This window comes from Flavobacterium okayamense, assembly GCF_019702945.1.
GTDB classification, from domain to species: domain Bacteria; phylum Bacteroidota; class Bacteroidia; order Flavobacteriales; family Flavobacteriaceae; genus Flavobacterium; species Flavobacterium okayamense.
In genome coordinates, this window is sequence record NZ_AP024749.1 from 367,008 (window position 1) to 391,393 (window position 24,386).

Here is a 24,386-nt window from a genome sequence, read left to right on the forward strand (position 1 = left end):
CAATTCGAGGATAATTTTTTTCTTAGCAACTAAAGTTATTAGGAGGACGAAATAAAGACTTCTCCGCTAAAAACTTATATAAATTTGAACTAAAATAAATTTCTTCATTATGAATAGATTGAAAATTAAAAAGATTTAAATCTTTAGCTTCAAGGAAATAAAGTGATTTGTAGAATTGATAAAAGCTTAGTTTTTGTTTTTGCATTGGAATATCCTTTCGGCAAACTTCAACCAAAAGAGTATTTAATTTATTGTTTAATTCTGTTTCTTGTTTATCTAACCAACACCAAAATGAAATTGAATCTTTAGTCTTTTTCAATTGAATTATGTCGAACATTTTTCCTTCAAATTCAAACTCTTTTGAATGTTTCCAACGCACTTTTGCGTCAAGCTCATGATTTGAAAATCTTAGAAGAACTAAATCATCAAAGTTTAAATTGGCTAATTGAAGTTTTACTTCGCGTTTTATTTCCTTTCTTCGATATTGAAAATAAGTATAAGTAACGACTGTAGGTAATACCAGAATCAATAAAAATAATATACTACAAACTTGTCTTTTCAAAGGAAATTAATTTCCTCAAATGTAAACAAAATTACATTCCGGTGCGAATTGCTTCAACAGGATCTAACTTAGAAGCCGAAATTGCAGGAACAATTCCAGCTATTAATCCAATAAATGCAGCTAATCCTGATCCTAATAAAATATTTTTAGTACTCAATACAAATTCGAAATCTAAAGCAGAACTTAATATTATAGCAATTATCCAAACTAAAAACATTCCTATTAAACCACCAATAACAGACAGAATAACAGCTTCAAATAAAAATTGAAATAATATAAATTTATTTTTTGCACCTAAAGCTTTTTGAATACCAATTAAATTTGTTCGCTCTTTAACAGAAACAAACATAATATTAGCTATCCCAAATCCACCAACTAACAATGAAAAAATACTAATCCCCCAACCTATTTTATTCATTTGTCCGACTATATTATCAATAAAATCAGTAAATCCAGATAAAACATTTAAAAAGAAATTATTTATTTCTCCAGGCTTAACCCCTCTAAAAGTTCTCAAATTTTGAGTGAGTTCAGCTTTAAATTCTTCAATATCAATTCCTCTTTCAGGCTTAATTAAAATAGCTGGAGTTAACATATCGCTATTGTCTCCATAAAGTCTTCTAATGAAATTCACCGGAAAAAATACTGCTACATCACTACTGTCTCCAAACATTCCTTCTCCTTGTTTTTTTAGCACACCAATAACTGTAAAACGTTGCCCATAAAGTCTAATCTTTTTACCAATTGGCTCAGTATTTCCAAATAATCCTTCAGCTACTTCATTCCCAATAACAATAACTGGAGTACCGGAATTAGATTCTGCTTCGTTAAAAAATCTTCCCTTTTCAATTTTAATTGGTTCAATATCAATAAATTCATCTGTTGAAGGCTTTACACGAATTGAACTAACTGTTTTATTTTCGTATTTAATATTTTCGTTTCTCGTAAAAAGATTAAAAGACATTTTATCTATTCCGTGAACATTTCTTCTAAGGTATTCGTATTCTTCGTAAGTTACATCTGGAAACTGTTCTCTCTTCCACCTTGGCACATCCGAAGGTCCGAATGAAAATCGAATTAAGTAAACAGTATTCAAATCCATATCGCTTAAATCTTCTTTAATTTTTTTATCCATTGAATCAACAGCTGCAAGTACTGCAATAATTGAAAAAATACCAATAGTAACCCCTAATAAGGAAAGAAAAGTACGCAGTTTATTAGTTCGCAATGCGTTAATTGCAAAACCAAAACTCTCTTTAAGTAAACGAAGGTATAAAAGCATGATTTAAATTTACTTCTTAATAAGTAGAACAAACGCTAAAAATGTTACAATTTACTTGTAATAATTTATTCTAAACCTTGAATGTTTTAAGAACTATAACTACTTTTGCAACTTAATTAAAAACAACACAATGAACACAACAAAAACCATCCAATCAGCATTAATTTCAGTCTTCGACAAGACAGGATTAGAACCTATCGTAAAAGCCCTTCATCAAAACCAAGTTATTATTTATTCTACTGGTGGAACTGAAGCTTTTATTAAAGATTTAGGTATTCCTGTTGTTGCAGTAGAGAGTGTTACTGATTACCCTTCAATTTTAGGCGGAAGAGTTAAAACTTTACACCCTAAAATTTTTGGTGGAATATTAAATCGTCAAGACAATCCAAGTGATGTTGAGCAAATGAATGAATTTAATATTCCTCAAATAGACTTGGTTATTGTTGACTTATATCCTTTTGAAAAAACTGTAGCTTCTGGAGCTAATGAAGCAGACATCATTGAGAAAATCGATATTGGTGGAATTTCTTTAATTAGAGCTGCGGCCAAAAACTTTAAAGACACTGTAATTGTAGCGTCTGTTAATGAATATAGCGAATTTTTAAAATATTATACAACTGAAAAAGGAGCTACTACAATTGAACAAAGAAGACTTTTAGCAACAAAAGCTTTTCACGTTTCATCAAATTACGATACAGCAATTTTCAATTACTTTAATACTGATGAAACCTATTTTAAAGCTAGTATTGAAAATGGAGAAACACTTAGATATGGAGAAAACCCTCATCAAAAAGGATTTTTCTTTGGAAACTTTAATGAAATGTTTACTAAGTTAAATGGTAAAGAATTATCATATAATAATTTACTAGATGTTGATGCAGCAGTCAATCTAATGAATGAATTTAAAGGAGATGCACCTACATTTGCTATTTTAAAGCACAATAACGCTTGTGGTTTAGCTACAAGAAGCACAATGAAAGCGGCTTACGTAGACGCATTAGCTGGAGACCCAACATCAGCTTTTGGCGGAGTTTTAATTGCCAATGGAAATATTGACTTAGCAACTGCTGAAGAAATCCACAACTTATTCTGTGAAGTAGTTATCGCTCCATCTTTTGACAATGAAGCTGTTACTTTACTTTCTGAAAAGAAGAACAGAATTTTACTAGTTTTAAATAATGTAACATTATCTGAAAAACAAGTTCGAACTTGCTTAAATGGATTGTTAGTTCAAGATAAAGACAATATAACAGACACAAAGGCACAATTACAAAATGTTACAAATTTAAAACCTAGTGATAGTGAAATTGAAGATTTATTATTTGCTTCAAAGATTTGTAAGCACACTAAATCAAACACTATTGTATTGGCAAAAAACAAACAGCTTTGTGCTTCAGGAACTGGACAAACATCGAGAGTAGATGCTTTAAGACAAGCTATTGAAAAAGCAAATTCATTTAATTTTGATTTAAATGGTGCTGTAATGGCTAGTGATGCATTTTTTCCATTTCCTGATTGTGTTGAAATTGCTAATAATGCTGGTGTTAAATCTGTCATTCAACCTGGTGGTTCAATTAAAGACGAATTAAGTATAAATTATTGTAATGAAAATAAAATGGCTATGGTTTTCACAGGAACACGTCATTTTAAACATTAATTTTGTAAATTAGAGCAATAAATTAAATCTCTTACGTTAATTTCTTTAAAGACGTAGAAAATTTCTACATTTTATTTAAGTTTGTAAGATTGATAATAACGGATTAATAATAGTTAAACCCTTTAACAAAGTATGGGATTTTTTGATTTTATGACTGAGGACATCGCAATTGACCTTGGTACTGCTAATACCTTAATTATTCATAATGACAAAGTCGTTATCGACAGCCCTTCCATAGTAGCTCGAGATAGAATTACTGGAAAGATAATTGCTGTGGGTAAAGAAGCCAATATGATGCAAGGTAAAACGCATGAAAACATTAAAACCATACGACCTCTAAAAGATGGTGTAATTGCCGATTTTGATGCTTCGGAAAAAATGATAAACATGTTTATCAAAAGCATTCCTGCATTAAAGAAAAAATTATTTACTCCAGCTTTACGAATGGTTATCTGTATTCCTTCTGGTATTACAGAAGTTGAAATGCGTGCCGTTAAAGAATCTGCAGAAAGAGTAAATGGTAAAGAAGTTTACTTAATACACGAGCCTATGGCAGCAGCTATTGGTATTGGTGTAGATATCATGCAACCGAAAGGAAATATGATTGTTGATATTGGAGGTGGTACTACAGAAATAGCAGTTATTGCTCTTGGTGGAATTGTTTGTGACAAATCAGTTAAAATTGCGGGTGATGTTTTTACAAATGATATCATTTACTATATGAGAACTCAACACAATTTATTTGTTGGTGAATCTACTGCCGAAAAAATTAAAATTCAAATTGGTGCTGCAACTGAAGACTTAGATAGTCCTCCAGATGAAATGTCAGTTCAAGGTAGAGATTTATTAACTGGAAAACCTAAACAAGTTGATGTTTCTTACCGAGAAATTGCAAAAGCCTTGGATAAATCTATTCAACGTATTGAAGACGCAGTAATGGAAACGTTATCGCAAACTCCTCCAGAATTAGCAGCCGACATTTATAATACGGGAATTTACTTAGCAGGTGGAGGTTCAATGCTTAGAGGACTTGACAAACGTATTTCTCTAAAAACTGATTTACCAGTTTACATCGCAGAAGACCCTTTAAGAGCAGTGGTAAGAGGAACAGGAATTGCTCTAAAAAACATTAATAAGTATAAAAGTATTTTGATTAAATAAAGAAAAGTAAATGCAGCAAATAATCTATTTTTTAGTAAAAAACAGCTATCGATTGCTGTTTTTGCTGCTTTTAGGCATCAGCCTTGTGCTTACTATTAAATCACATTCTTACCACAGGAGTGAATACATTAACTCTGCCAATAACTTAACAGGAGGTGTTTATGAAAAAATAAACTCTAGTAAAGAATATCTTAGTTTAAAAGAGAAAAACAAATCTTTAGCCGAAGAAAATGCTAGATTAAAAGAAATGCTATTTAACACAAAAGATACGCTTATTGGAAAAGAAACAATATTAAGTAATCTTGATTCTGTTTTTACTGTTAAAAAAGCTAAGGTTATAAAAAACGTATTCAATACTAGAGAAAACTATTTAACCTTAAATATTGGAAAAAGAGAGAATATTAAAACCGATATGGGGGTGATTAACGACAAAGGGATTGTTGGTATTATTGAAAAAACTTCTAATAATTACGCAACAGTCTTGAGTGTATTAAACACCAAGTCTAGAATCAATGCTAAGATTAAAAACTCAAATCATTTTGGAACTTTAGTTTGGGACGGAAAAAATGTTGGCTACGTTCAGTTAATAGATGTTCCTCGATTAGCTTCGCTACATAAAGGGGATTCAATTGTAACGGGTTCTGAATCGGAAATTTTTCCAGAGAACATACCGATTGGAAAAGTAGATAAAGTTTTTGTTGATAATAAAACTAATTATTACACCATTAACGTTAGATTGTTTAATGATATGACTTCTCTAGGATACGTCTACATTATTAACAATAAATTGAAGGAAGAAAAAAAGAAATTAGAAAACGAAACCATTTCAAAGTAGTTTGAATTCAACATTATTAAATATTTTCAGATTTTTAATTTTAATAATCTTACAAGTTTTAATATTCAACAATATTAATCTTTTTGGTTACTTAAATCCATATCCTTATATTTTATTCATTTTATTATTTCCAATAAATGGCAATAAAAGCTCGCTTTTATTTTTTAGTTTTCTTCTAGGTTTAATTTTAGATATGTTTTCTAATTCTGGTGGAATTCATGCTGCTTCAGCAACTATACTTGCATTTGTTAGGCCAAGTTTATTTAAGTTTTCATTTGGTATAAGTTATGAATATCAAACTATTAAAATTGTAGATAAAATCTCATCTGAACGAATTACTTTTTTAGTAACTTCAGTATTTATCCATCATTTTGTAATGTTTTCTTTAGAATACTTTAGATTTTCATTAATTTTAAATGTTCTTCTTAAAACTTTACTTTCAACCTTTTTTACAGTAATAGTTTGTTTGATATTAATTTTCTTAATCAAGCCAAATAAACGATGAGAAAAATTCTTTTACCTGCTATCGTTATTTTAACCAGTTTATTATTAATTGGTAAGATTTTCTATTTGCAAGTAATAGATGAATCATTAAAATTACAGTCTGAAAACAATGCTATTAAAAAGGTATTTGACTTCCCTGAAAGAGGATACATATACGACAGAAATGGAAAGCTTTTGGTAGCCAATCAACCTTCTTACGATATAATGGTTATCCCTAGGGAAATTAAAGATATTGATACTCTTGAATTTTGTAACTTATTAGGAATAACTAAAGAAACCTTTATTAAGAAAATTGAAAAAGCAAAAGTTTATAGCCCAAGATTACCATCTGTTTTTCTTCCACAATTAAACAAGAAAGAATATGCAGCCTTTCAAGAAAAAGAAAGAAAATTTGAGGGTTTTTATACGCAAAAAAGAGCTTTACGTGACTATCAAGTTGATTACGGTGCTAATATTTTTGGTTTCATTGCACAAGTAAACAATCATGAAATCGAAACCAACCCTTACTACAATAGTGGTGATTTAATAGGAAAACAAGGCGTTGAAAAACAATATGAAGAAATATTAAGAGGAATAAAAGGTGTAAAATATTTACTACGCGACAAGCATAATAAAATTATAGGCCCATATAAAGAAGGCAAATATGACACTATCTCTCAACAAGGAAAGGATTTAGTTCTAACTATTGACGCTGAATTACAAAAATACGGAACGGAGTTAATGGTTAATAAACGTGGTGGTATTGTTGCAATTGAACCTAGCAGTGGTGAAATTTTAGCCTTAGTTTCTGCTCCAACTTATGACCCGGCTCTTTTAGTAGGTAGGAAAAGGTCTGCAAACTATACGCAATTATATTATGACTCCATTGCCAAACCTTTGTATGACAGAGGCCTTTTAGCACAATATCCTCCTGGTTCACCATTTAAAATTGTTACTGGGTTAATTGGATTACAAGAAGAAGTAATTAATGAAGAAACAGGTTTTGTTTGCCATCATGGTTTTTATTATGGTCGCGGAGCATTCATGAAATGTCACGATTCTGGAGTTTCTAAATTAAACAATGGAATCTATCAATCATGTAATACTTATTTTGCGAATGTTTACAAGAAAACAATTGATAAATATAAAAACCCTAGTGAGAGTGTTGATATTTGGTCACAACATGTAAAAAGCTTTGGTTTGGGTCAATTCTTAGGAACAGATATGCCGATTGGAGCAAAAGGTTTAGTACCTGATTCTAAGACATATCAAAGAGCATATCCTAATGGTGGTTGGAGAAGTACAACAATTATATCAAATTCAATTGGGCAAGGTGAGGTTTTAACTACGCCTATTCAGTTAGCTAATATGATGGCTGCAGTTGCAAATAAAGGATTCTTTTACACACCACACATTGTCAAAAATATTAAAGGTGATACTATCGATAAAAAGTTTACAACTAAACATGTTGTAACAGTTAATAAAGATTATTTTGATCCAGTAATTAAAGGTTTGGCGGATGTTTACAATAAAGGTACCGCTTCTAGCTTAAAAGTCGACAGTCTACAAATTTGTGGAAAAACGGGTACTGCCGAAAATAAAATTCGAGTTGCAGGCAAAACATATCAACTAAAAGACCATTCAATATTTGTCGCTTTTGCTCCTGCAGAAAATCCTAAAATTGCCATTGCCGTTTTTGTTGAAAATGGTTATTGGGGAAACCGATGGGCTGGCCCTATAGCAACTTTAATGGTTGAAAAATATATTAGAGGAAAAATTACTAGAAAAGATTTAGAAGACAGAATGTTAAATGGAAGCTTATTGGATGAATACAAAAAGATTGAAGATATTATATTCCAAAGAAACACTTCAGTGAATTTAGATAAACAAAATTCTGAAGCAACACTAACTAATAAAGAGGAGGAAGTCAATTAATGTTAAATCAAAGTGTAAAAAAAGGTATCGATTGGTTAACACTTTTTCTATATTTTACTTTAGTAATTATGGGCTGGTTTACTATTTATTCTGCTTCATTACCCTTAGAAGAAACTTCAGTTTTAGATTTAAGTCAAATTTACGGAAGGCAAATGCTTTTCATATTTTTAAGTATTCCTCTTATTTTTATTTTACTCTTTTTAGATGCTAAAATATTTGAAAGACTTTCATTCGTTTTTTATGGAATAGGTATTTTACTCCTCATGGGACTTTTCGTTTTTGGAGTTACAAAAAAAGGGCAAACTAATTGGTATCAATTTGGAGGGTTTGGATTTCAACCTTCAGAATTTGTTAAAACAGCTACCGCCTTATTATTAGCAAAGTACCTTAGCTTTTCACAGATAAACTTAAAAATATTTAAACATCAACTACTTGCTTTTGCAATTATTGGTTTACCTATACTCTTAATTTTAATGCAACCCGATGCTGGTAGTGCAATGATTTTTTTATCATTAATCTTTGTACTGAATAGAGAGGGTTTACCTACTTGGTATATAATAGCGGGTATTTCAGCAATTGTACTTTTCATATTATCCTTAATATTTAACCCTCTTTACATTGGAATTGGATTTTTTGTAATAGCCTTAGTTCATTATTTTAATAATAAAAAGATTAGTCGAAATCCGTTTTTATATTTATTTGTAAGCTTACTAGTTTTTGGCTTTGTTTTTTCGGTAAGTTATGTTTACAACAACATACTAGAGCCACATCAAAAAGATAGAATTGACGTATTATTAGGAGACAATGTTGATTTAAAAAACGAAGGTTATAATCTAAATCAATCTATGATTGCGATAGGTTCCGGTGGTTGGACAGGTAAAGGATATTTAGAAGGAACACAAACAAAAGGCGGTTTTGTACCAGAACAACACACCGATTATATTTTTACTACTGTTGGTGAAGAATGGGGATTTGTAGGTTCAACTTTAGTAATTCTTTTATTTGCTTCTTTATTTCTAAGAATACTTTACTTAGCAGAAAATCAAAAAACAAAATTTAGTAGAGTTTATGGTTATTGTGTCGCCACCTATTTATTTACTCACTTTTTTGTAAATATTGCTATGCTAGTCAAATTGTTTCCTACAATTGGAGTACCATTACCTTTCTTTTCCTATGGAGGATCAAGTTTATGGGCATTTACGATTATGCTTTTTATATTTATAAAACTTGATGCGAATAAAGTGAATGAATGGTAATTAAAAACTCCAATCTTTATAACTAGAATTAGATTCCAGTTGACTTTCCAAAGTATCTTCTAATTCTGGAAAAAAATCTAAACCAGTTATTTTTTCAATTGAATCTACCGAAACCACAAATTCATATAAAGGCTTATTAGAATCTTTATGCGGAACTAAAAAACCGATCATTCTAGTTCTATCGTTAGTCAATAAAACTTTATAAAAGTATTTTGGAACAGCTACATCTTCATACCCGATAGTTTCCAAATCACTCGATAACACTCCTGCTGTAACAACATATAACCCATCATATTTACCAGCCCAATATCTTACTTTTTGTTCTAGGCGGTTCCAAATACCACTATTGAACTTATACTTTTGAGGAGAAATGTTAGAAGTTAAAAAAGTCTCTTCAAATTCCTCATAACTAGCTCTTCTATCTCCAGCTGGTAATAAATGACCTTTATTATAACCTGAGTTTTTAAAATTACGCCAATGCGCTGATCCAGTTATAACTTCATCATCCACTTCAAATAGAGGTCGTTTATAGTTTATGTACTTAATATCTTCTTTATCTAAATAGTAAGCTACCCACTCAGCTTGTTCAAACTCTTCCGCATAAGAAAGTGTATAAGTATTGTGTGTATAAACTGCATTGGTCGTATTAGTAGGTAAATAATTAAATTCACCTACAGTTTCATTACTAGAAAAACTAGAATCGTCTTCAACTATAATAACTTCTTTACAAGCAATTACAAATAGTAAAAAAACAAATAAAAGTAAAATCTTATTAAAATTCATTTAGGCATACAATTTGAGTGTGTATCTTTGTAAAATTAATTAAAACAGTCTAAAATGAAAACAAAATTTACTTTAATAACTGCTTTAGTATTGATGAATTTAGGATTTTCTCAAGAAGTAGTAAATGATTCAATAGCAATTAAGGAAAAAGCTTTAAAAGAACAAAAACAACAGCTTAAAGAAGAAAAAGAAAGAGAGAAAAAAATAGAAAAGCTAGAAAAAGAAAAAGAAGCTGCCGAAAAAGAAAGAAAGAAAGCCGAAAAAGAAGCTAGCAAAGCCGAAAAAGAGCTTAAAAAAAGAAAAAAAGCAGACGATAATATAAAAAGCATCCACAATAAAATAGATAAAAAAAGAAAAGATATCGAACAACATAAAAAGAAGCTTGCTAAACTAGAAAAGAAAGAAAAATTAAGTCCGGAAGAACAAATCAAATGGAATGAAAAAATCTTGAAAAAGGAAGAACAATTAAAAGATTTAGAAAAGGATTTAAGTAAAGCTGAAAAGAAACGCAGAAAATTATAATATAAAAAAAGCCCTATTTAAAATAGGGCTTTTTTTATATACTTAAAGTAAATTATTTTACTCTATTATCTTCAATATCAGCTTTATCTTTTAAAGCTTGGAAAACTCTCATTTGAGCTGCATTTTGTTGTTGTTGCATTTCTTGAGCAGTTTGTGTTTTATAACTAGTTACTGCAGGTTCATTAACAACTTGCTTCGTTCTAATTTTATAAACTCCCATTGTGCCATCAATTAAATCAGAAGTTTTTCCAGCTTCTAAATTAAATGCAGTTCCAACAACTTTAGTTTCTCTACCAATATTTGGAATTACAGCAGTACCTAAAGCAACATTAGAAGCTAAAATAACAGACCCTCCTGTTGATTTAGCAATATCTTCTAAAGTAGCAGCATTCATTTTCTCACGAATTTTTAATGCTTTTTTCTCGTTTCTTAAAATTGCACCCACAGACTCTCTTGCTACATCAATTGCTAATAAACCAGTTTCATTTTTGTTAGTAACTTTTGCAACAACAAATCCTTGAGGAACATCAAACCTTCTAACATCACCTACATTTGTATCGCTGTTAAAAGCCCACATTACAATTTGACGTTGTGCTCCTAAAGCACCAACGTACTCATCAGTAGCTTTTAAATTTGTAACTGGAGAACTCGTTAAATTCTCAGCTTTAGCAGTTTCAGAAAAATCTTTTGAGCTAACAGTAGCTTCAAATTTACTTGCTTTAGTATAATTTGCATCAACAGTTGCCTCAGACGGTTCAACTTTTTGAGATATAGTAGCTAATAAAACAGATTCGTATTTTGCACTCACTTTAATTACGTGGAAACCAAAATCAGTTTCAACTAAACCAATCGACCCAACTGGACTATCGAAAATAAAATCATTAAATTGAGGAACCATTTGTCCTGGCATAATGTTATCGTATTCTCCACCTTTAGTTTTAGAACCCGGATCATCAGAGTTTTCTTCAGCTAACTTAGCAAAATCTGCAGGGTTTGCTTTTGCTTTACCTAACAATTCGTTTGCTAAAGCTTCAGCTTCTTCTTTTGTTCTTGTAGCAGTTGAACGAGCAGCATCTTTATAAGCAATTAAAATGTGACTTGCTTTAACACTTGCATTTGCCTTACGATCTAACATTCTAGATACGTTTTGACTACCATTAAAAGAGTAAGGGCCGAAAACTTCTCCTTGAGACAAGTTAAATAATTGCTCTTGGTAATCTAAAGGCAATTCGCTTTTTGCTAAATAAATAGAATCGAACTTAACATCAGAATTTTTATTTACAAACTCGGCAACGTTTTCAGCTTTGATATCTTTGAAAGCTGGAATTGTATCATTTGAATTTGTTTTGTTATTAAACTCAACAATTCCAAACATAACTTTATCCATTGCTTTTTGCATTGCTCTTTCATCAGCTTCAGATGGCTTGTTTTCGAATAAAACAAACTCTAAACTTCTAGTGTTATCAGATTTGTAACGTTTAGGGTGTTTCTTCATGTAAGCAATAATTTCATCATCTGAAACTTTTACTTCATCATCATTAATTGTACTGTAAGGTACAGTTACATATTCAAAATCAACTTTTCTGTTATCTGAAACGTATTTAAATTTCCCTTCTGCTTGAGTTGTATAAACACCACCCTTAATCAAGTTGTAATACATTTGTTGAACAGATGTTTTTGCAACTTCATTCTCAAAACTTTTCCACTCATTCCAACGGTCTTGATTAGGATCATTTTGAATAGATTTCACAAACTCTCTAAATTTATTCTCATCAAACATTCCAGCTTCATTTAGAAACTGAGGGTTTTGAGAAAAATACGGGTTTTTCTTTATTTCGTTGATTAATTGATCGTTTGCAATACCTAAACCAGCTTTTTCAATTTGCTCGCCTAAAATAATGTTGCGAATTTCTTGTTCCCAAACACTATTCATTGCTTGTGCATTTGTAGTATTTTGGTTTTGCTGTTCAAGTTGAGCAACCTTTTGCATAAATTGTTGCGCATCGATATCTGTACCATTAACAGAACCAACATTGTTTGCATTTATACCAAAACTACCGTTTTGTACAACATCCCCAATAACAAACGCAAATAAACAGAATCCAATAACTCCAATTAATAATATTGAGCGCTGTCTAATTTTTCCTAAAACTGCCATTTTATATTAATTTACTTTTTTTCAGAGGGCGAAAATACAATTATCTATTCAATAATAAAATAGATAAAATTAGAATTTCGCTATTTTTTTGTAAAATTTTATTGTTTTTCTTCTAGAATAGAAAGTTTTACCAATTCTATCTTTTTATTTGAAGCCGAATGAATCGTAATCTCGAAGTTCTCTATTCTTATTTTTTCTTCATTTTGAGGAATTTCTTTAGTATGATATACAACAAACCCGCCCAAAGTACTATAAGAATCTGTTTCTGGAATATCTAAATTATACTTTTCATTTATAAATTCAACATCTAGTCGCGCTGAAAATAAATATGAATTTTCATCTAATTTTTCATCAATTAGCTCTTCATCTAAATCATGCTCATCTTCTATTTCTCCAAACAATTCTTCAATAATATCTTCCACCGTAACAATACCCGATGTCCCACCATATTCATCGAGAATTACAGCCATACTTTTACGCTTTTTGGTTAGAATATCGAGCAAATCTTTAATGTAAATAGTTTCAGGAACATACTCAATAGGAATCATTACTGATTTAATTGTTTTTGGTTTTTTAAACAATTCAAACGAATGTACATAACCTAAAACTTCGTCAACTGAATTTTGATAAACTACAATTTTAGAATAACCTGTACTAATAAACAATTCGCGGAGTTCTTGAACTGAATCTAAAATATCGACACCTGAAATTTCAGTTCTTGGCGTCATAATATCTCTTGCTTTCAAATCTGAAAACTCAAGTGCATTTTGAAAAATTTGAATTTCTGAATCAATTTCATCTTCATCAGAAACACCATTCATTTGCTCGGAAATAAAATTACCTAACTCTACTTTACTAAAATAATCTTGAACTTGATCACCTTCAGTTTTGAAAAATTTAATCAAAATAAAATCAGAAATCCAAATAATAAATCTAGAAACCCAATAAAATAATTGATAAAATACGTAAGCTGGAACAGCAAAAATCTTTACAAAACTATTAGCATAAATTTGAAAGAATACTTTAGGTAAAAATTCAGCTGTTATTAAAATAATTAAAGTTGATATTATAGTTTGGAGCATTAAACTTGCAAAAGATGTTAGTTCAAAATTGAAAGATTCAATCCATTGCATTATCATCTCTCCCGAAAAGATACCATAAACAACTAAAACCACGTTATTACCCACAAGCATTGCAGTAATAAACTGTGATGGTTTTTCAATTAACCGAGATAAAATTTTAGCATTAAAATTGTCTTGCTTTTTTTCGATAGAAAGATATACTTTGTTTGAAGAAACATATGCAATCTCCATTCCTGAAAAGAAAGCTGAAAGAAGTAAACAAATGAGTATGACGGCTATGTCCATTTGTAATTAACGCTTGGGATTTTGATGCTTATTGTAAAAATGCCTTCTAAAAAAAAACATACCAATTGCCACCAAAGCAATTATGACACTAAGCCAATAGTTTTCGCCATTCAATGCTTTAGTGTAAGCATCATAAATAAAAAATCCAGCAAAGACTAAATACATATACTGAACTATCTTTAAATAAGTCATAATTAAAAACTTGTTTTCTCAAAAGTAGTAAAAAAAAGTAAATTGGAAAGATTTATTCAGCAGCGTTTACTTCACCCGTACTGTTTTGCATGTTAAAGATTTTAAAATCTTTACTAAAATCCACACCTGGCCCTTGAAGATAACCGCCTTCACCGTCTGTAAATTTGAAGAATTTTTCGGTAAAAAACCACTCATTTTTTTGATCAAAGTACAACTGAGAAGTTTCCATTTTCTTTCCATCATTAGAAGCTATAACAACGTTACCTTGTAAATCTATAATATCTGTTTTCTTATACGAAATAGCATAATCAGATTTTATTGTAGTTGTTATTGTTCCATTTTTATCATACATCGAAACTAAAACCCCTTTGGGAAATTCAGTAAAAGGATTATCGATATTTGAATAATCAAGCATTTTTGGACTCACAAGAGTTGTAAGTATTTTGCCTGAATCGGTATATTTTAAATTTATAGAATCGGCTTCACCAACAGGCACAAAAGCAGACAAATTAGATTTTTGAACTTCTTTTAACGAACCTTCACATGAAAAAAACATAGCCACGATTAAAATCGTGACTATGCTTAAAATTATATGTTTTGATTTTTCAATCATTTTATAAACTAGGAACAACTATACTCTCACCTACCCAACAATCAAAAGCAAGTCTTTTTCCTGACATATTAGCTTGGAAAATTTCAGTTCTTGAAGGAGCAGAAGCTCTATAGCTTGTAGCCATTTTAGCGGCAGTAGTTTTTACTGATGGATCAACTGCACCCGCTTTATCTGCATAGTTAGCTGCTAACCAGTATACAGCTCTTTTTTCAAATGGGTTAGAACCACATTCATTTATACTACTTGCGTATAATTGAGCCATTAATAAGTAAGCCGCTCCATAAGATGGTTTAACTGCCAATGCTTTTCTTGCATAAGTTCTAGCTTGACTCTTACTTGAGTTTTTATAAGCATAAGCCATTTTCATATAAACTGCTGCTTTTTTAGAGTTATCTTGGAACATTGCAGCCGCTTGATTAAAATAATCCATAGCTTTAGAAGTATTCTTTCTTTGCAATTCTACAACACCTAATTTATAAGCCGCATCTGCACTTGGATTTAACTTATATAAAGCCTCAGAAATTTGAGAGAATAATGGATCATTATCACATTCTTTAGCCTCTAATCTATCAGCTGCACGTTTTAACCATTGCTCGTTAGATTTGTTAGCTTCAAATGATTTTTGATAGAATGGTATTAATTTCTCACAAGTAGACAGCTCAACAATAATTGCATCCATACTAGAACCTACAGTTGCGATATCTCCTAAATTAGCTTCAATTTTTGTTTTAGCTTTTTCTTCTTTAACATCTAAAGCTTGACCACCTTCAACTTTATTTAATAATTGATCTAAAGTATTTGAATCTTCTTTTGATAATTCAGTTAATTTTTCAGAGATATCATCATATTTATCAAAAACATGCTGTAAATCAATCCCTTTAACACCAGCTTTGTAATCATTTACAAAAATCTCAAAATAAGCATACAAAGCTCTCGGACTATCAAAATTAGCTAAATCATTTTTGAAAGCATTATCGAAATAACCAAAAGTTTGCTCTTTTGTACCTACTCCATAATCAAACAATGCTAATCCTTTTTTAACATCTACACCTGCTTTACCATATTGAGGGAAGTTAGTTGCATATTCATCATACAACTTTACTAAATCCTGAACATACTTAGCTTTTTCTGTAGGATTACCTTCAGCTCTTTCAATTTGTTGTTTAATTGCATACTCTCCATAAGTATAAACTGCTTTATGGATTGTAGGACAATCTTTTCTTAATTGTGTTAAATATTCGTATGCCGATGGATCTTTAGCCTTTACAGCTGTACCCATTAAACTTACAGTTTCAACACAATCTTGCGCTTGAGCAAAAAAGCCAAAAGCTGCTACAAATAATAATGACAATTTAGTTTTCATATTCAATTTCTATATTTAGTCAATTAATGTTTTCTTAAACCATTTATCTCCTAGAGATAAACCTACTCCTACGTTGAAATAATTCTCTTGAATTAGGCCGTTACTGGTTGTTCCTCTTTTACCAAATTCGAAGCTCAAATCAATTTTAGACAATCCAACTGGTAAACCTAAACCAAAATTCATGCCATAATCATTAATACTCTCATTGTTTATGATTAAACCTGTTTTTTCATATCTAAAACCTGCTCTATAAACCACTCTACTAAAGTAGCTCGAAAAAGAATCGTATTTTGGAATGTAATAACCTCCTAAAGAAACTTTTTGTCCATTTTCAAAACTTGAACTACCATTATCTCCAAAACGATTAATCATTTTTTTAGAACCAATAAAAGAAACTTCAGTTCCAATCATCCATTTATTAGTTTGCCCAATTCCAAAACCTAAAGCTAATTTCGATGGTACAACTAATTTTGAATCAGGTAAATTATATTCGTTAAAATCACTTACAAACTCAGTACCACCAAGACTGTAAGAAACCGTAGCAATATTTCTGTAATTTTTAGAATTTAATTTTGATTCAGGAGAGAAAGTCAAACTTGAAAAAAACTTTCGTTTCTCATCTAATTTCCCACTGTATAATAGTCCAAAATTTGTTGTTACTCCATTTATAGTATACTCATTTCTCTCTCTAGTAGTTAGCTGAACTCCCTCTATTGATTCTCTGATTTCATCACCAGATTTTCCAAAATTATATTCAAGATTCAATCCAAAACTAAAATTTTTATTAATCTTGTATGAAAAACCAAGAAAAACTCTATTGATACTTCCCGAACCTTCTTTTTCAATATATCTAGTTTCATCATCATCTGTAGTTGAAGGGTCATTTTCATTAAATACAGTGTTTTGAATTTGATAACCTGTAACACTGTAAGGCATTAAACCAAAAGACGCACCTAATTTACCCATTGGAATACCAACAGCGATATAATCCAGACTTGTCCTTCTAGCTTTTTCTTCCTGTTCTGTTGTTTTCAAATTATTAAAAGTTGAAGTACCTCCAACACTAAAAGTTGTTATTAATAAATTTGAATACGATGCTGGATTATTTAAATTAACTGACAAACTATCTCCTGTAATAGCCAATCCTCCCATAGCTCTTGCTTCTTGAGTGCCTTTGAATTTGATTTCTCCTAAACCATAATATGAATATGGTGAAGCAGTATTTTCTTGAGAATAACCAACAAACGATGTTAGTAAAATTCCGAAACAAAAAATAAGTTTTTTTAGCATTTTATATTTTTGTGATAATGAAATAATGCGTTCAAACTTTCAAGTAAAAAATTTGAATGGGCAAATATGGTGCTTTTTAAACTTTTAGCCAAAAAATCTGTATCTCCACCTGTTAAAATTATTGTTAAATCTTGAAATTTAAGAGAATATTGTGAAATAAACCCTTCAATTTCAAACATCAAACCATTTACAACACCTGAATAAATCGATTCATTTGTACTATTTCCAATCAAATCACTTGGTAATTCATTCTTTAATAACGGAAGCTTTTCAGTAAAAGTATGTAAAGCTTTGTATCTCATTTGTAATCCTGGTGAAATTGCCCCACCAAAATATTCTCCTTTTATACTTAAAAAATCATATGTAACACAAGTACCACAATCAATAACCAAAATATTTTTTCGGGGATATAAAAGCGCAGCCCCAGACATTAGAACCATTCTGTCTACCCCAAGTGTCTTTGGAGTACTATATTTATTTAAGAAAGGAAACTTTGAAGTATGATCAATGTTGATGTAATTTGTTCGAGATTTTAATAAATCTAATAACTCAAAATTATCTTTTCCTACTGAAGAACTAATCGAATACTTGATTTTTGAAAAATTTCGAAAAATTTTTTCAATAATTTTTAGAGCTTCGCTTTTATCAAAACTTCTCTTATCAAGTAGCTTATCTTGTTCAAAAACAGCAGTTTTAATTTTAGTATTTCCAATATCTATTACTAAAAGCATCGTTATTTTTTAGAGACGACAAATATACAAATAGATTTTTTTTGAAAATTGTTTTGGAAAATATAAAATTGGTTCTATATTTGCACCCGCAATCAGCAAGTACTACTTCTGATTCTGGAAGGTACCTTAGCTCAGTTGGTAGAGCAACGGACTGAAAATCCGTGTGTCCCTGGTTCGATTCCTGGAGGTACCACTAAAAAAAACCACTCAAATGAGTGGTTTTTTTTGTTTGTATTCTTTTTTATTTTTAAATTGGTTACCCCAAATTTAAAAATAGAATGAAAATAAAATTACTTTTCTTATTAATTACTAATATTTTATTTGCACAAATTCCTGCTTATTATAATAGCATTGATTTTACCCAAACTGGAAATGCATTAAAAACACAATTAGCTACATTAATTACAAATACTCATACAACAAATTTAAGTTACACACCAGGTGTATGGGACGCATTAAAACAAACCGATTTAAACCCAAACGACAATACAAATGTTTTTTTAATCTATGGCTTTAATGATTTTAATGCCTCTGTGATTGATGATAGAAATCGTGGGGTTAACAATAATGGTGGAAACGTAGGCGACTGGAATAGAGAACACTGTTACCCAAAATCTTTAGGCAATCCTGACTTAGGAACTTCAGGCCCTGGATCAGATGCGCATCATTTAAGAGCATCTGACGTTCAATTTAATTCTAACAGAGGAAATAGACCTTATGCTGATGGAGAAGGAGATGCTGGCCCAGTTGGAACAAATTGGTACCCAGGAGATGAATGGAAAGGTGATATTGCTAGAATGATGATGTATATGTATGTTAGATACGGAAACCAATGCTTAGCAACTGTTGTGGGTTCAGGCAGCTTAACTTACAGTGTTGAAATGCCAGACATTTTTTTAGAATGGAACGAAGAAGATCCAGTTAATTTCTACGAAACGAATAGAAACAATATTCTTCAATCTATTCAAGGTAATAGAAATCCCTTTATTGACAACCCTTATCTGGCTACATTGATTTGGGGAGGACCGCAAGCTCCAGATTCATGGAACACTTTATCATGTCCAAATCTTACAACATGGAATGGAAGCACTTGGGATAATGGGACACCTAACAAAGATACAAGAGCTGTTTTTAATGGAAATTTTACCTCTAATGGCGATTTAGAGTTTTGCTCTTTAGATATAACCGGAACTTCACAAGTAACACTTCAAACTGGAGATACATTTACAGTTGTTAGAAATATAAATGTAGATAATTCTGCCAATTTCACAGTAGAAAACAACGCCAACTTAATTCAAATCAACAATATTACAAATACAGGAAATATTACTCTTATAAAAGAGAGCGCACCAATACTTCGTTTGGATTACACTTCATGGTCTTCACCTGTAACTGGACAAAATTTATTAGATTTCTCTCCACAAACTGTAACAAATAGATTTTATGAATATATTACTAGTGGAACAACTCCATTAACAGCATATTCTTCGATAGACCCAACAGTAAATGACTTTATTCCTGCAAAAGGGTATATAATTAGAGCACCTAACAATTGGTCTTCGACAATAGCTTCACCATATATTGGTCAATTCACTGGAGTTCCAAATAATGGAAATTATGAAATAAATACTTCTACGGGATTTAACATGGTTGGAAATCCTTATCCCGCAACTATTGAAGGAAGCCATTTTATAGCTAGTAATAGAACTATTGAAACCTTATATTTTTGGACACATACCATTGCAGCATCAGGAGGAAGTTATCCGCAAAATAATTTTGCATCTTACACCACATTAGGTGGAGTTGCTGCTGCTGCTGGAGGACAAATACCTGACGGTAGTATAAAACCAGGGCAAGGGTTTTATTTTTATTCTGGTGAAGATGAAACTATATTGTTTCATAATGCTTTACGATATGATCTTAAAAACACGCAATTTTTCAAAAACAACAATGAGTTAATTTCTAAAAAAGACACTTACAGATTAAATCTTTTTGAAAATGAAACACCAACTAACCAAATTTTAATTGGTTATACTAATACATCTACATTAGATTTTGATTTAGGAATAGATGGAAAAATTATAGATACAACTCCTTCAATTATTTACACTAGTATAAATGATGAAAAATATGTAATCAATGGAAGAGGTGAATTCACTATTGATGATAAATTTAATTTAGAGTTTAAAGCTAATACTAATTCGATTTATAAGATTTCTTTACAAAACAGTGAAGGTGTTTTTGAGAACACACCTATTTATTTAAAAGACAATTTTAATGGAAATATTGTAGACTTAACAAACACCGATTATTCCTTTTTATCAAATGAAGGAACCTTCAAAAACAGATTCGAAATCCTTTACAAAAAAGAAGTAAAAACAAATATTTCTAGTAGCTTTTATGTTAATTCAATTGACAATACTATATACATAAGCTCAAAAGAAAGTATTTCTAGAGTTTTAATTTATGATGTTTCTGGAAGAAAAATTCTTGATGAAGTAACTTCGAGTAATCAAGTTGAAATAAACTCAATTTTAAAATCAAATTCAGTTTTGATTTTGAAGACATTTTTCAAAGATGGAACTTCATCTTTTAAGAAAATTTTACATTAAAAAAAAGCCGCTTATTAAGCGGCTTTTTTTTTAATGAATATATTCTGAATTATTCAAAATCTTTATCAGTTACACCTTCGTTGATTTTAACTTCAGAAGTTGTGAACTCTAAATCCATTCCAACACTTAAGATTGTTTTATATGGAAATTTCAAACCTTTAACATCTTTGTAATCTTCAAAATATGTCATTTGTGTCATTTTCTGACCAGCTTGCTCCAACTCTCTTGCTTCTGCAACTTTAAAACCTGAATTCATATCATAATAATATGTAGCATCACCTAATTGAACTGCATAAGCATCATTATCTTTGATTGTTTCGATTCCTTTTAAAACAACCTCTTTATTACTCAATAATTTCAATTCTTTAAAAGTTCCAGCTGCAGCTTGCATCTTTTTTAAATTATCACCTTCAAAAGTAGTTTTCTTACCTTGAGCTTCCATATAAGCTCCACTAGGACTAACTACATTTTTAGAAACTGTCATTCCCATAGCTTTTACTTCTACTGCCATTTTATTTGCAGCATATTTTTGATGTAATTCTAATGGAGTTCCTTGCACTGTTCCCGAAGCTATGCTATATATAGTTTTAACCTCTCTTACAGCTTTCTCTCCGCCTATAACATCAATATACTTTTGTAAAACCGATTGAGCAGTAACACCAGCTGGCACCTCTTTCTTCACAACTGGTTTCTCTGTTGGATTTCCATACTTATCAAAATAGAAAATAGGTAATTTATGTTCCTTACTCATTTTTTCTAGACTAGGTAAAACATCAGCAGCTTTACCAACCACAACAACCCTAGTATTATTTGCTAAGAAATATTTTTGAGCAGCATTTAAAACATCTTGAGGAGTTACTGCATTAATATTTTCCATGTATGTTTCATAGAAATTATCCGGTAAATTTTGAGTTTCCTTGTTTAAAGCATAACGAGCTACAGTTGCAGGTTTTTCAATTTGCATTACAAAATTACCTACATATTTCGCTTTAGCATTTTTTAAATCTTCTTCTGAAACTAGTTCCGTTCTAATTTTTTTCAATTCATTAAAAATCTCTACAATTGCACTATCAGTAACTGCATTACGCACAGAAGCGGAAGAACGGAATTTCTTAATATATTTATCAGCCCCTATTGACGAATAAGAACCATATGTCCAACCATGTTTTTCACGTAAGTTTAAAAACAAACGCCCTTCTCCACCACCACCAAGAATTTGGTTGGCCATTAATACTGCAAAGTAATCTTTGTCAGTCATTTTTAAAGAAGATAAATTCACTAAAGAAACTTCAGATTGTACTGCATTTGGCGCATCAACAAAGTTAATTTGGCTATACTGAACATCTTTTGGATCACTATATTCTAAATTAGGAGCAATTGCTTTTTTCCATTTTCCAAAAAGTTTTTCAACTTTCTTTTTAGTTGCTGAAAAATCTACATCACCTACAATTACTAGATAAGCATTACCAGGAACGAAGTAAGTGCTATAGTTTAATTTAACATCTGCAAGAGTTACATTGTTAAGTGTTTCTTCAGAAGTAAATTCACCATTGTAATGATTTTTACCATATGTTAGAACATTTTCGACTCTTCTCGCAATTGCTGGAACACTTTTTTCATCTGATTTTAGCCCCTCAATTAATTTAGCTTTTTCTTTGTCAAATTCTTCTTGAACAAACAACGGATTAAGTGCTCCATCCGCCATTAATTCTAAAATTCTATCTGAATATCTAGACAAACCATTAGCTGAAGCTCCCGAAGACCAAAAATTAATATTTGCTCCTAGGAAATCAATTTCTTCATTATATAAATCTTTTGATGTAGATGTAGTCCCATTACCTAACATTGCGCTAACTAAATCAGAAACTCCTTTTTTAGCACCTTCAGCATATGGAGGATTATCTAATGTTAAAGTATAAGAAACACGTGGTAATTTGTGATTTTCAACAACTAAAACCTTCATACCATTTTTTAAAGTAAATGTTTCAGGTTTTTTAATGTTGATTTTTGGAGCCGGACCTGGATTCGGCATTTTTCTATCTTGTGCTTGCATTGAAATAAAAAATAAGCAGGCTACTATATATATTATTTTTTTCATTGTAATCTTAGTTTTGAGTTTTCTCTTTAGCTGGCATATAATCCAAAATCATTCTTTGATTTGGCATTAAATATTTATTAGCAACCGCTTTAATCTCTTCTCTAGTAATTGATTTATACAAATCAATTTCTGTATTGATTAAATTAATATCGTCATACAATAAATAATAAGTCGCTAAATTACTTGCAATACCTTCTACACTTGCATTACTATTTACATATTGACTTTCAAATTTATTTTGAAGTTTTTGGTAGTCACTTTCAGAAATTAACTCAGTTTGTAATTTCACAATTTCTTCATCAATATTCTTCAGTATATCCTCTTTAGAAGTTTGCCCCATTGGCAAACTATATACAAAATACATTCCGTAATCTTCTTGACTATAATTAAATGCTCCAACTTGTAATGCATATTTTTTATCATCTACAAGTTTTTTGTAAAGTTTAGAGCTTTTCCCATCAGACAAATACGATGAAATCATATCTAAAACTCTAGCATCGCGAGTTTTCATTGATGGTGTTCTATAACAAGTTACATACATTGGAATTTGAATATTTGGATCTTCCCATGTCGCAGTAAACTCTTTTGTTATTGGAGCTTCTTCATACTTCTGGCGTGCCACTGGAGTACCTTTTGGAATTGCACTAAAGTATTTGTTAATCCATTGTTTTGCTTGTGCTGTATCAAATTGACCTGCAACTACTAAAACAGCATTATTTGGAATATAGAATTTTTTATTAAAAGCTTGGAATTCTTCTAAAGTAGCGGCATCTAAATGCTCCATCTCTCCAATTGTTGTCCAACGGTATGGATGAACTTTAAACATATTTTCTTTTACAGCCTTGATTAAATTTCCATAAGGTTGGTTGTCAACACGCAACCTTTTTTCTTCTTTTACAACTTCATTTTGCGTATCTACCCCAATTTGATTAATCACAGGATGCATTAATCTTTCAGACTCCATCCAAATTGCTAATTCTAAATTATTTGAAGGAAAAACTTCATAATAATACGTTCTATCATCAGTTGTATTAGCATTGTTTTGACCTCCATTAGCAGTTACAATTTTAAACCACTCACCTCTTTCTATATTTTTTGTTCCTTCAAACAATAAATGTTCGAAAAAGTGAGCAAAACCAGTTCTATCTGGTTGTTCATCTTTTGCACCAACATGGTACATTACTGAAGTAATTACAACAGGTGCAGAATTGTCTTGATGTAAAACAACATGTAAACCATTGTCTAAATCATACTCCTCAAATGTTACTTTTTGAGCGCTAGCAACGCCACCCAATAAAGCAGAAGCACTTAAAGCCATTACAAGTTTTTTCATAAAATTAATTTAGTTTATTCAAATATATTTTAAATATGTCGCAATTTCAGAAATTTGTTACAAATAAAACACTCTATTTAACAGTTATTTAGAATCCAATTAGATATTTTGTTTTTTTTAAACCTTTAGGTGTTGTGCATTAAATATTTAGTT

19 protein-coding genes and 1 tRNA gene are annotated in these 24,386 nt (G+C 30.6%); 9 read left to right on the top strand and 11 right to left on the bottom strand.

From position 1 onward, the window contains the following. Positions 1–22: 22 nt before the first annotated feature. Together KK2020170_RS01815 and KK2020170_RS01820 are read right to left on the bottom strand one after the other, a co-directional pair. Positions 23–562, bottom strand: a complete 540-nt coding sequence (locus KK2020170_RS01815) for a hypothetical protein (RefSeq protein ID WP_221259105.1) — start codon at positions 560–562, stop codon at positions 23–25. A gap of 31 nt (positions 563–593) precedes the next feature. Continuing rightward, complete coding sequence (locus tag KK2020170_RS01820) at positions 594–1,844, bottom strand: ABC transporter permease (protein WP_221259106.1); 1,251 nt, start codon at positions 1,842–1,844, stop codon at positions 594–596. A gap of 130 nt (positions 1,845–1,974) precedes the next feature. Between KK2020170_RS01820 and purH the strand changes: the two genes are divergently transcribed. The 6 genes from purH to rodA all read left to right on the top strand — a co-directional run bounded on the left by purH (position 1,975) and on the right by rodA (position 9,171). Further along, a complete protein-coding gene (gene purH / locus KK2020170_RS01825) occupies positions 1,975–3,501 on the top strand; it encodes a bifunctional phosphoribosylaminoimidazolecarboxamide formyltransferase/IMP cyclohydrolase (protein ID WP_221259107.1) in 1,527 nt (508 codons plus the stop codon). A gap of 132 nt (positions 3,502–3,633) precedes the next feature. Further along, positions 3,634–4,662: a rod shape-determining protein gene (locus tag KK2020170_RS01830; protein ID WP_221259108.1), complete on the top strand. Its 1,029-nt coding sequence runs from the start codon at positions 3,634–3,636 to the stop codon at positions 4,660–4,662. 10 nt (positions 4,663–4,672) lie between these two features. Then, a complete protein-coding gene (gene mreC / locus KK2020170_RS01835) occupies positions 4,673–5,497 on the top strand; it encodes a rod shape-determining protein MreC (protein WP_221259109.1) in 825 nt (274 codons plus the stop codon). 1 nt (position 5,498) lies between these two features. Continuing rightward, positions 5,499–6,002, top strand: coding sequence for a rod shape-determining protein MreD (locus KK2020170_RS01840; RefSeq protein WP_221259110.1), 504 nt, complete (start codon positions 5,499–5,501; stop codon positions 6,000–6,002). Then, positions 5,999–7,915, top strand: coding sequence for a penicillin-binding protein 2 (gene mrdA / locus KK2020170_RS01845; RefSeq protein ID WP_221259111.1), 1,917 nt, complete (start codon positions 5,999–6,001; stop codon positions 7,913–7,915). Before KK2020170_RS01840 ends, mrdA begins: the two co-directional genes overlap by 4 nt. Further along, complete coding sequence (rodA, locus tag KK2020170_RS01850) at positions 7,915–9,171, top strand: rod shape-determining protein RodA (protein ID WP_221259112.1); 1,257 nt, start codon at positions 7,915–7,917, stop codon at positions 9,169–9,171. Before mrdA ends, rodA begins: the two co-directional genes overlap by 1 nt. Here rodA and KK2020170_RS01855 read toward each other — a convergent pair whose 3' ends face one another. Continuing rightward, positions 9,172–9,954 (bottom strand): DNA/RNA non-specific endonuclease, encoded by a 783-nt coding sequence (locus KK2020170_RS01855; protein ID WP_221259113.1) that lies wholly within the window; start codon positions 9,952–9,954, stop codon positions 9,172–9,174. Between the two features lie 54 nt (positions 9,955–10,008). On the opposite strand from KK2020170_RS01855, the gene KK2020170_RS01860 reads away from it, so the two are divergent. Further along, entirely contained in the window at positions 10,009–10,476 is a 468-nt protein-coding gene (locus KK2020170_RS01860; RefSeq protein WP_221259114.1) for a hypothetical protein, read from the top strand. Positions 10,477–10,528: 52 nt separating this feature from the next. Here the strand turns inward: KK2020170_RS01860 and KK2020170_RS01865 are convergent, their stop codons facing one another. From KK2020170_RS01865 to KK2020170_RS01890, 6 genes are all read right to left on the bottom strand, one after another. Beyond that, positions 10,529–12,634 (bottom strand): peptidylprolyl isomerase, encoded by a 2,106-nt coding sequence (locus tag KK2020170_RS01865; protein ID WP_221259115.1) that lies wholly within the window; start codon positions 12,632–12,634, stop codon positions 10,529–10,531. A 98-nt stretch (positions 12,635–12,732) separates the two neighbouring features. Then, entirely contained in the window at positions 12,733–14,001 is a 1,269-nt protein-coding gene (locus KK2020170_RS01870; protein WP_221259116.1) for a hemolysin family protein, read from the bottom strand. Between the two features lie 244 nt (positions 14,002–14,245). Beyond that, complete coding sequence (gene lptC, locus KK2020170_RS01875; protein ID WP_221259117.1) at positions 14,246–14,806, bottom strand: LPS export ABC transporter periplasmic protein LptC; 561 nt, start codon at positions 14,804–14,806, stop codon at positions 14,246–14,248. A gap of 1 nt (position 14,807) precedes the next feature. After that, a complete protein-coding gene (locus KK2020170_RS01880; RefSeq protein WP_221259118.1) occupies positions 14,808–16,169 on the bottom strand; it encodes a tetratricopeptide repeat protein in 1,362 nt (453 codons plus the stop codon). Between the two features lie 15 nt (positions 16,170–16,184). Then, positions 16,185–17,459: a BamG family beta-barrel-assembly machinery protein gene (gene bamG, locus KK2020170_RS01885; RefSeq protein ID WP_221259119.1), complete on the bottom strand. Its 1,275-nt coding sequence runs from the start codon at positions 17,457–17,459 to the stop codon at positions 16,185–16,187. Further along, positions 17,453–18,190, bottom strand: coding sequence for a type III pantothenate kinase (locus KK2020170_RS01890; RefSeq protein WP_221259120.1), 738 nt, complete (start codon positions 18,188–18,190; stop codon positions 17,453–17,455). The genes bamG and KK2020170_RS01890 overlap by 7 nt, the downstream gene beginning before the upstream one ends. 120 nt (positions 18,191–18,310) lie before the next feature. Here KK2020170_RS01890 and KK2020170_RS01895 point away from each other — a divergent pair. Both KK2020170_RS01895 and KK2020170_RS01900 read left to right on the top strand, forming a co-directional pair. Beyond that, positions 18,311–18,383 (top strand) — tRNA-Phe (locus KK2020170_RS01895). An 85-nt stretch (positions 18,384–18,468) separates the two neighbouring features. After that, complete coding sequence (locus tag KK2020170_RS01900; protein ID WP_221259121.1) at positions 18,469–20,802, top strand: endonuclease; 2,334 nt, start codon at positions 18,469–18,471, stop codon at positions 20,800–20,802. 49 nt (positions 20,803–20,851) lie between these two features. Here KK2020170_RS01900 and KK2020170_RS01905 read toward each other — a convergent pair whose 3' ends face one another. Both KK2020170_RS01905 and KK2020170_RS01910 read right to left on the bottom strand, forming a co-directional pair. Next, on the bottom strand, positions 20,852–22,900 hold the full coding sequence (locus KK2020170_RS01905; RefSeq protein ID WP_221259122.1) for a M16 family metallopeptidase: 2,049 nt from the start codon (positions 22,898–22,900) through the stop codon (positions 20,852–20,854). Between the two features lie 7 nt (positions 22,901–22,907). Continuing rightward, on the bottom strand, positions 22,908–24,233 hold the full coding sequence (locus KK2020170_RS01910; protein ID WP_221259123.1) for a M16 family metallopeptidase: 1,326 nt from the start codon (positions 24,231–24,233) through the stop codon (positions 22,908–22,910). Positions 24,234–24,386: the final 153 nt, after the last annotated feature.

Bases quoted from the DNA above. Each gene is read 5' to 3' on its own strand.
- KK2020170_RS01820 (WP_221259106.1), bottom strand. From the start codon at position 1,844: ATGCTTTTATACCTTCGTTTACTTAAAGAGAGTTTTGGTTTTGCAATT.
- purH (WP_221259107.1), top strand. From the start codon at position 1,975: ATGAACACAACAAAAACCATCCAATCAGCATTAATTTCAGTCTTCGAC.
- KK2020170_RS01830 (WP_221259108.1), top strand. From the start codon at position 3,634: ATGGGATTTTTTGATTTTATGACTGAGGACATCGCAATTGACCTTGGT.
- mreC (WP_221259109.1), top strand. From the start codon at position 4,673: ATGCAGCAAATAATCTATTTTTTAGTAAAAAACAGCTATCGATTGCTG.
- mrdA (WP_221259111.1), top strand. From the start codon at position 5,999: ATGAGAAAAATTCTTTTACCTGCTATCGTTATTTTAACCAGTTTATTA.
- rodA (WP_221259112.1), top strand. From the start codon at position 7,915: ATGTTAAATCAAAGTGTAAAAAAAGGTATCGATTGGTTAACACTTTTT.
- KK2020170_RS01855 (WP_221259113.1), bottom strand. From the start codon at position 9,954: ATGAATTTTAATAAGATTTTACTTTTATTTGTTTTTTTACTATTTGTA.
- KK2020170_RS01860 (WP_221259114.1), top strand. From the start codon at position 10,009: ATGAAAACAAAATTTACTTTAATAACTGCTTTAGTATTGATGAATTTA.
- KK2020170_RS01865 (WP_221259115.1), bottom strand. From the start codon at position 12,634: ATGGCAGTTTTAGGAAAAATTAGACAGCGCTCAATATTATTAATTGGA.
- KK2020170_RS01870 (WP_221259116.1), bottom strand. From the start codon at position 14,001: ATGGACATAGCCGTCATACTCATTTGTTTACTTCTTTCAGCTTTCTTT.
- lptC (WP_221259117.1), bottom strand. From the start codon at position 14,806: ATGATTGAAAAATCAAAACATATAATTTTAAGCATAGTCACGATTTTA.
- KK2020170_RS01880 (WP_221259118.1), bottom strand. From the start codon at position 16,169: ATGAAAACTAAATTGTCATTATTATTTGTAGCAGCTTTTGGCTTTTTT.
- bamG (WP_221259119.1), bottom strand. From the start codon at position 17,459: ATGCTAAAAAAACTTATTTTTTGTTTCGGAATTTTACTAACATCGTTT.
- KK2020170_RS01890 (WP_221259120.1), bottom strand. From the start codon at position 18,190: ATGCTTTTAGTAATAGATATTGGAAATACTAAAATTAAAACTGCTGTT.
- KK2020170_RS01900 (WP_221259121.1), top strand. From the start codon at position 18,469: ATGAAAATAAAATTACTTTTCTTATTAATTACTAATATTTTATTTGCA.
- KK2020170_RS01905 (WP_221259122.1), bottom strand. From the start codon at position 22,900: ATGAAAAAAATAATATATATAGTAGCCTGCTTATTTTTTATTTCAATG.
- KK2020170_RS01910 (WP_221259123.1), bottom strand. From the start codon at position 24,233: ATGAAAAAACTTGTAATGGCTTTAAGTGCTTCTGCTTTATTGGGTGGC.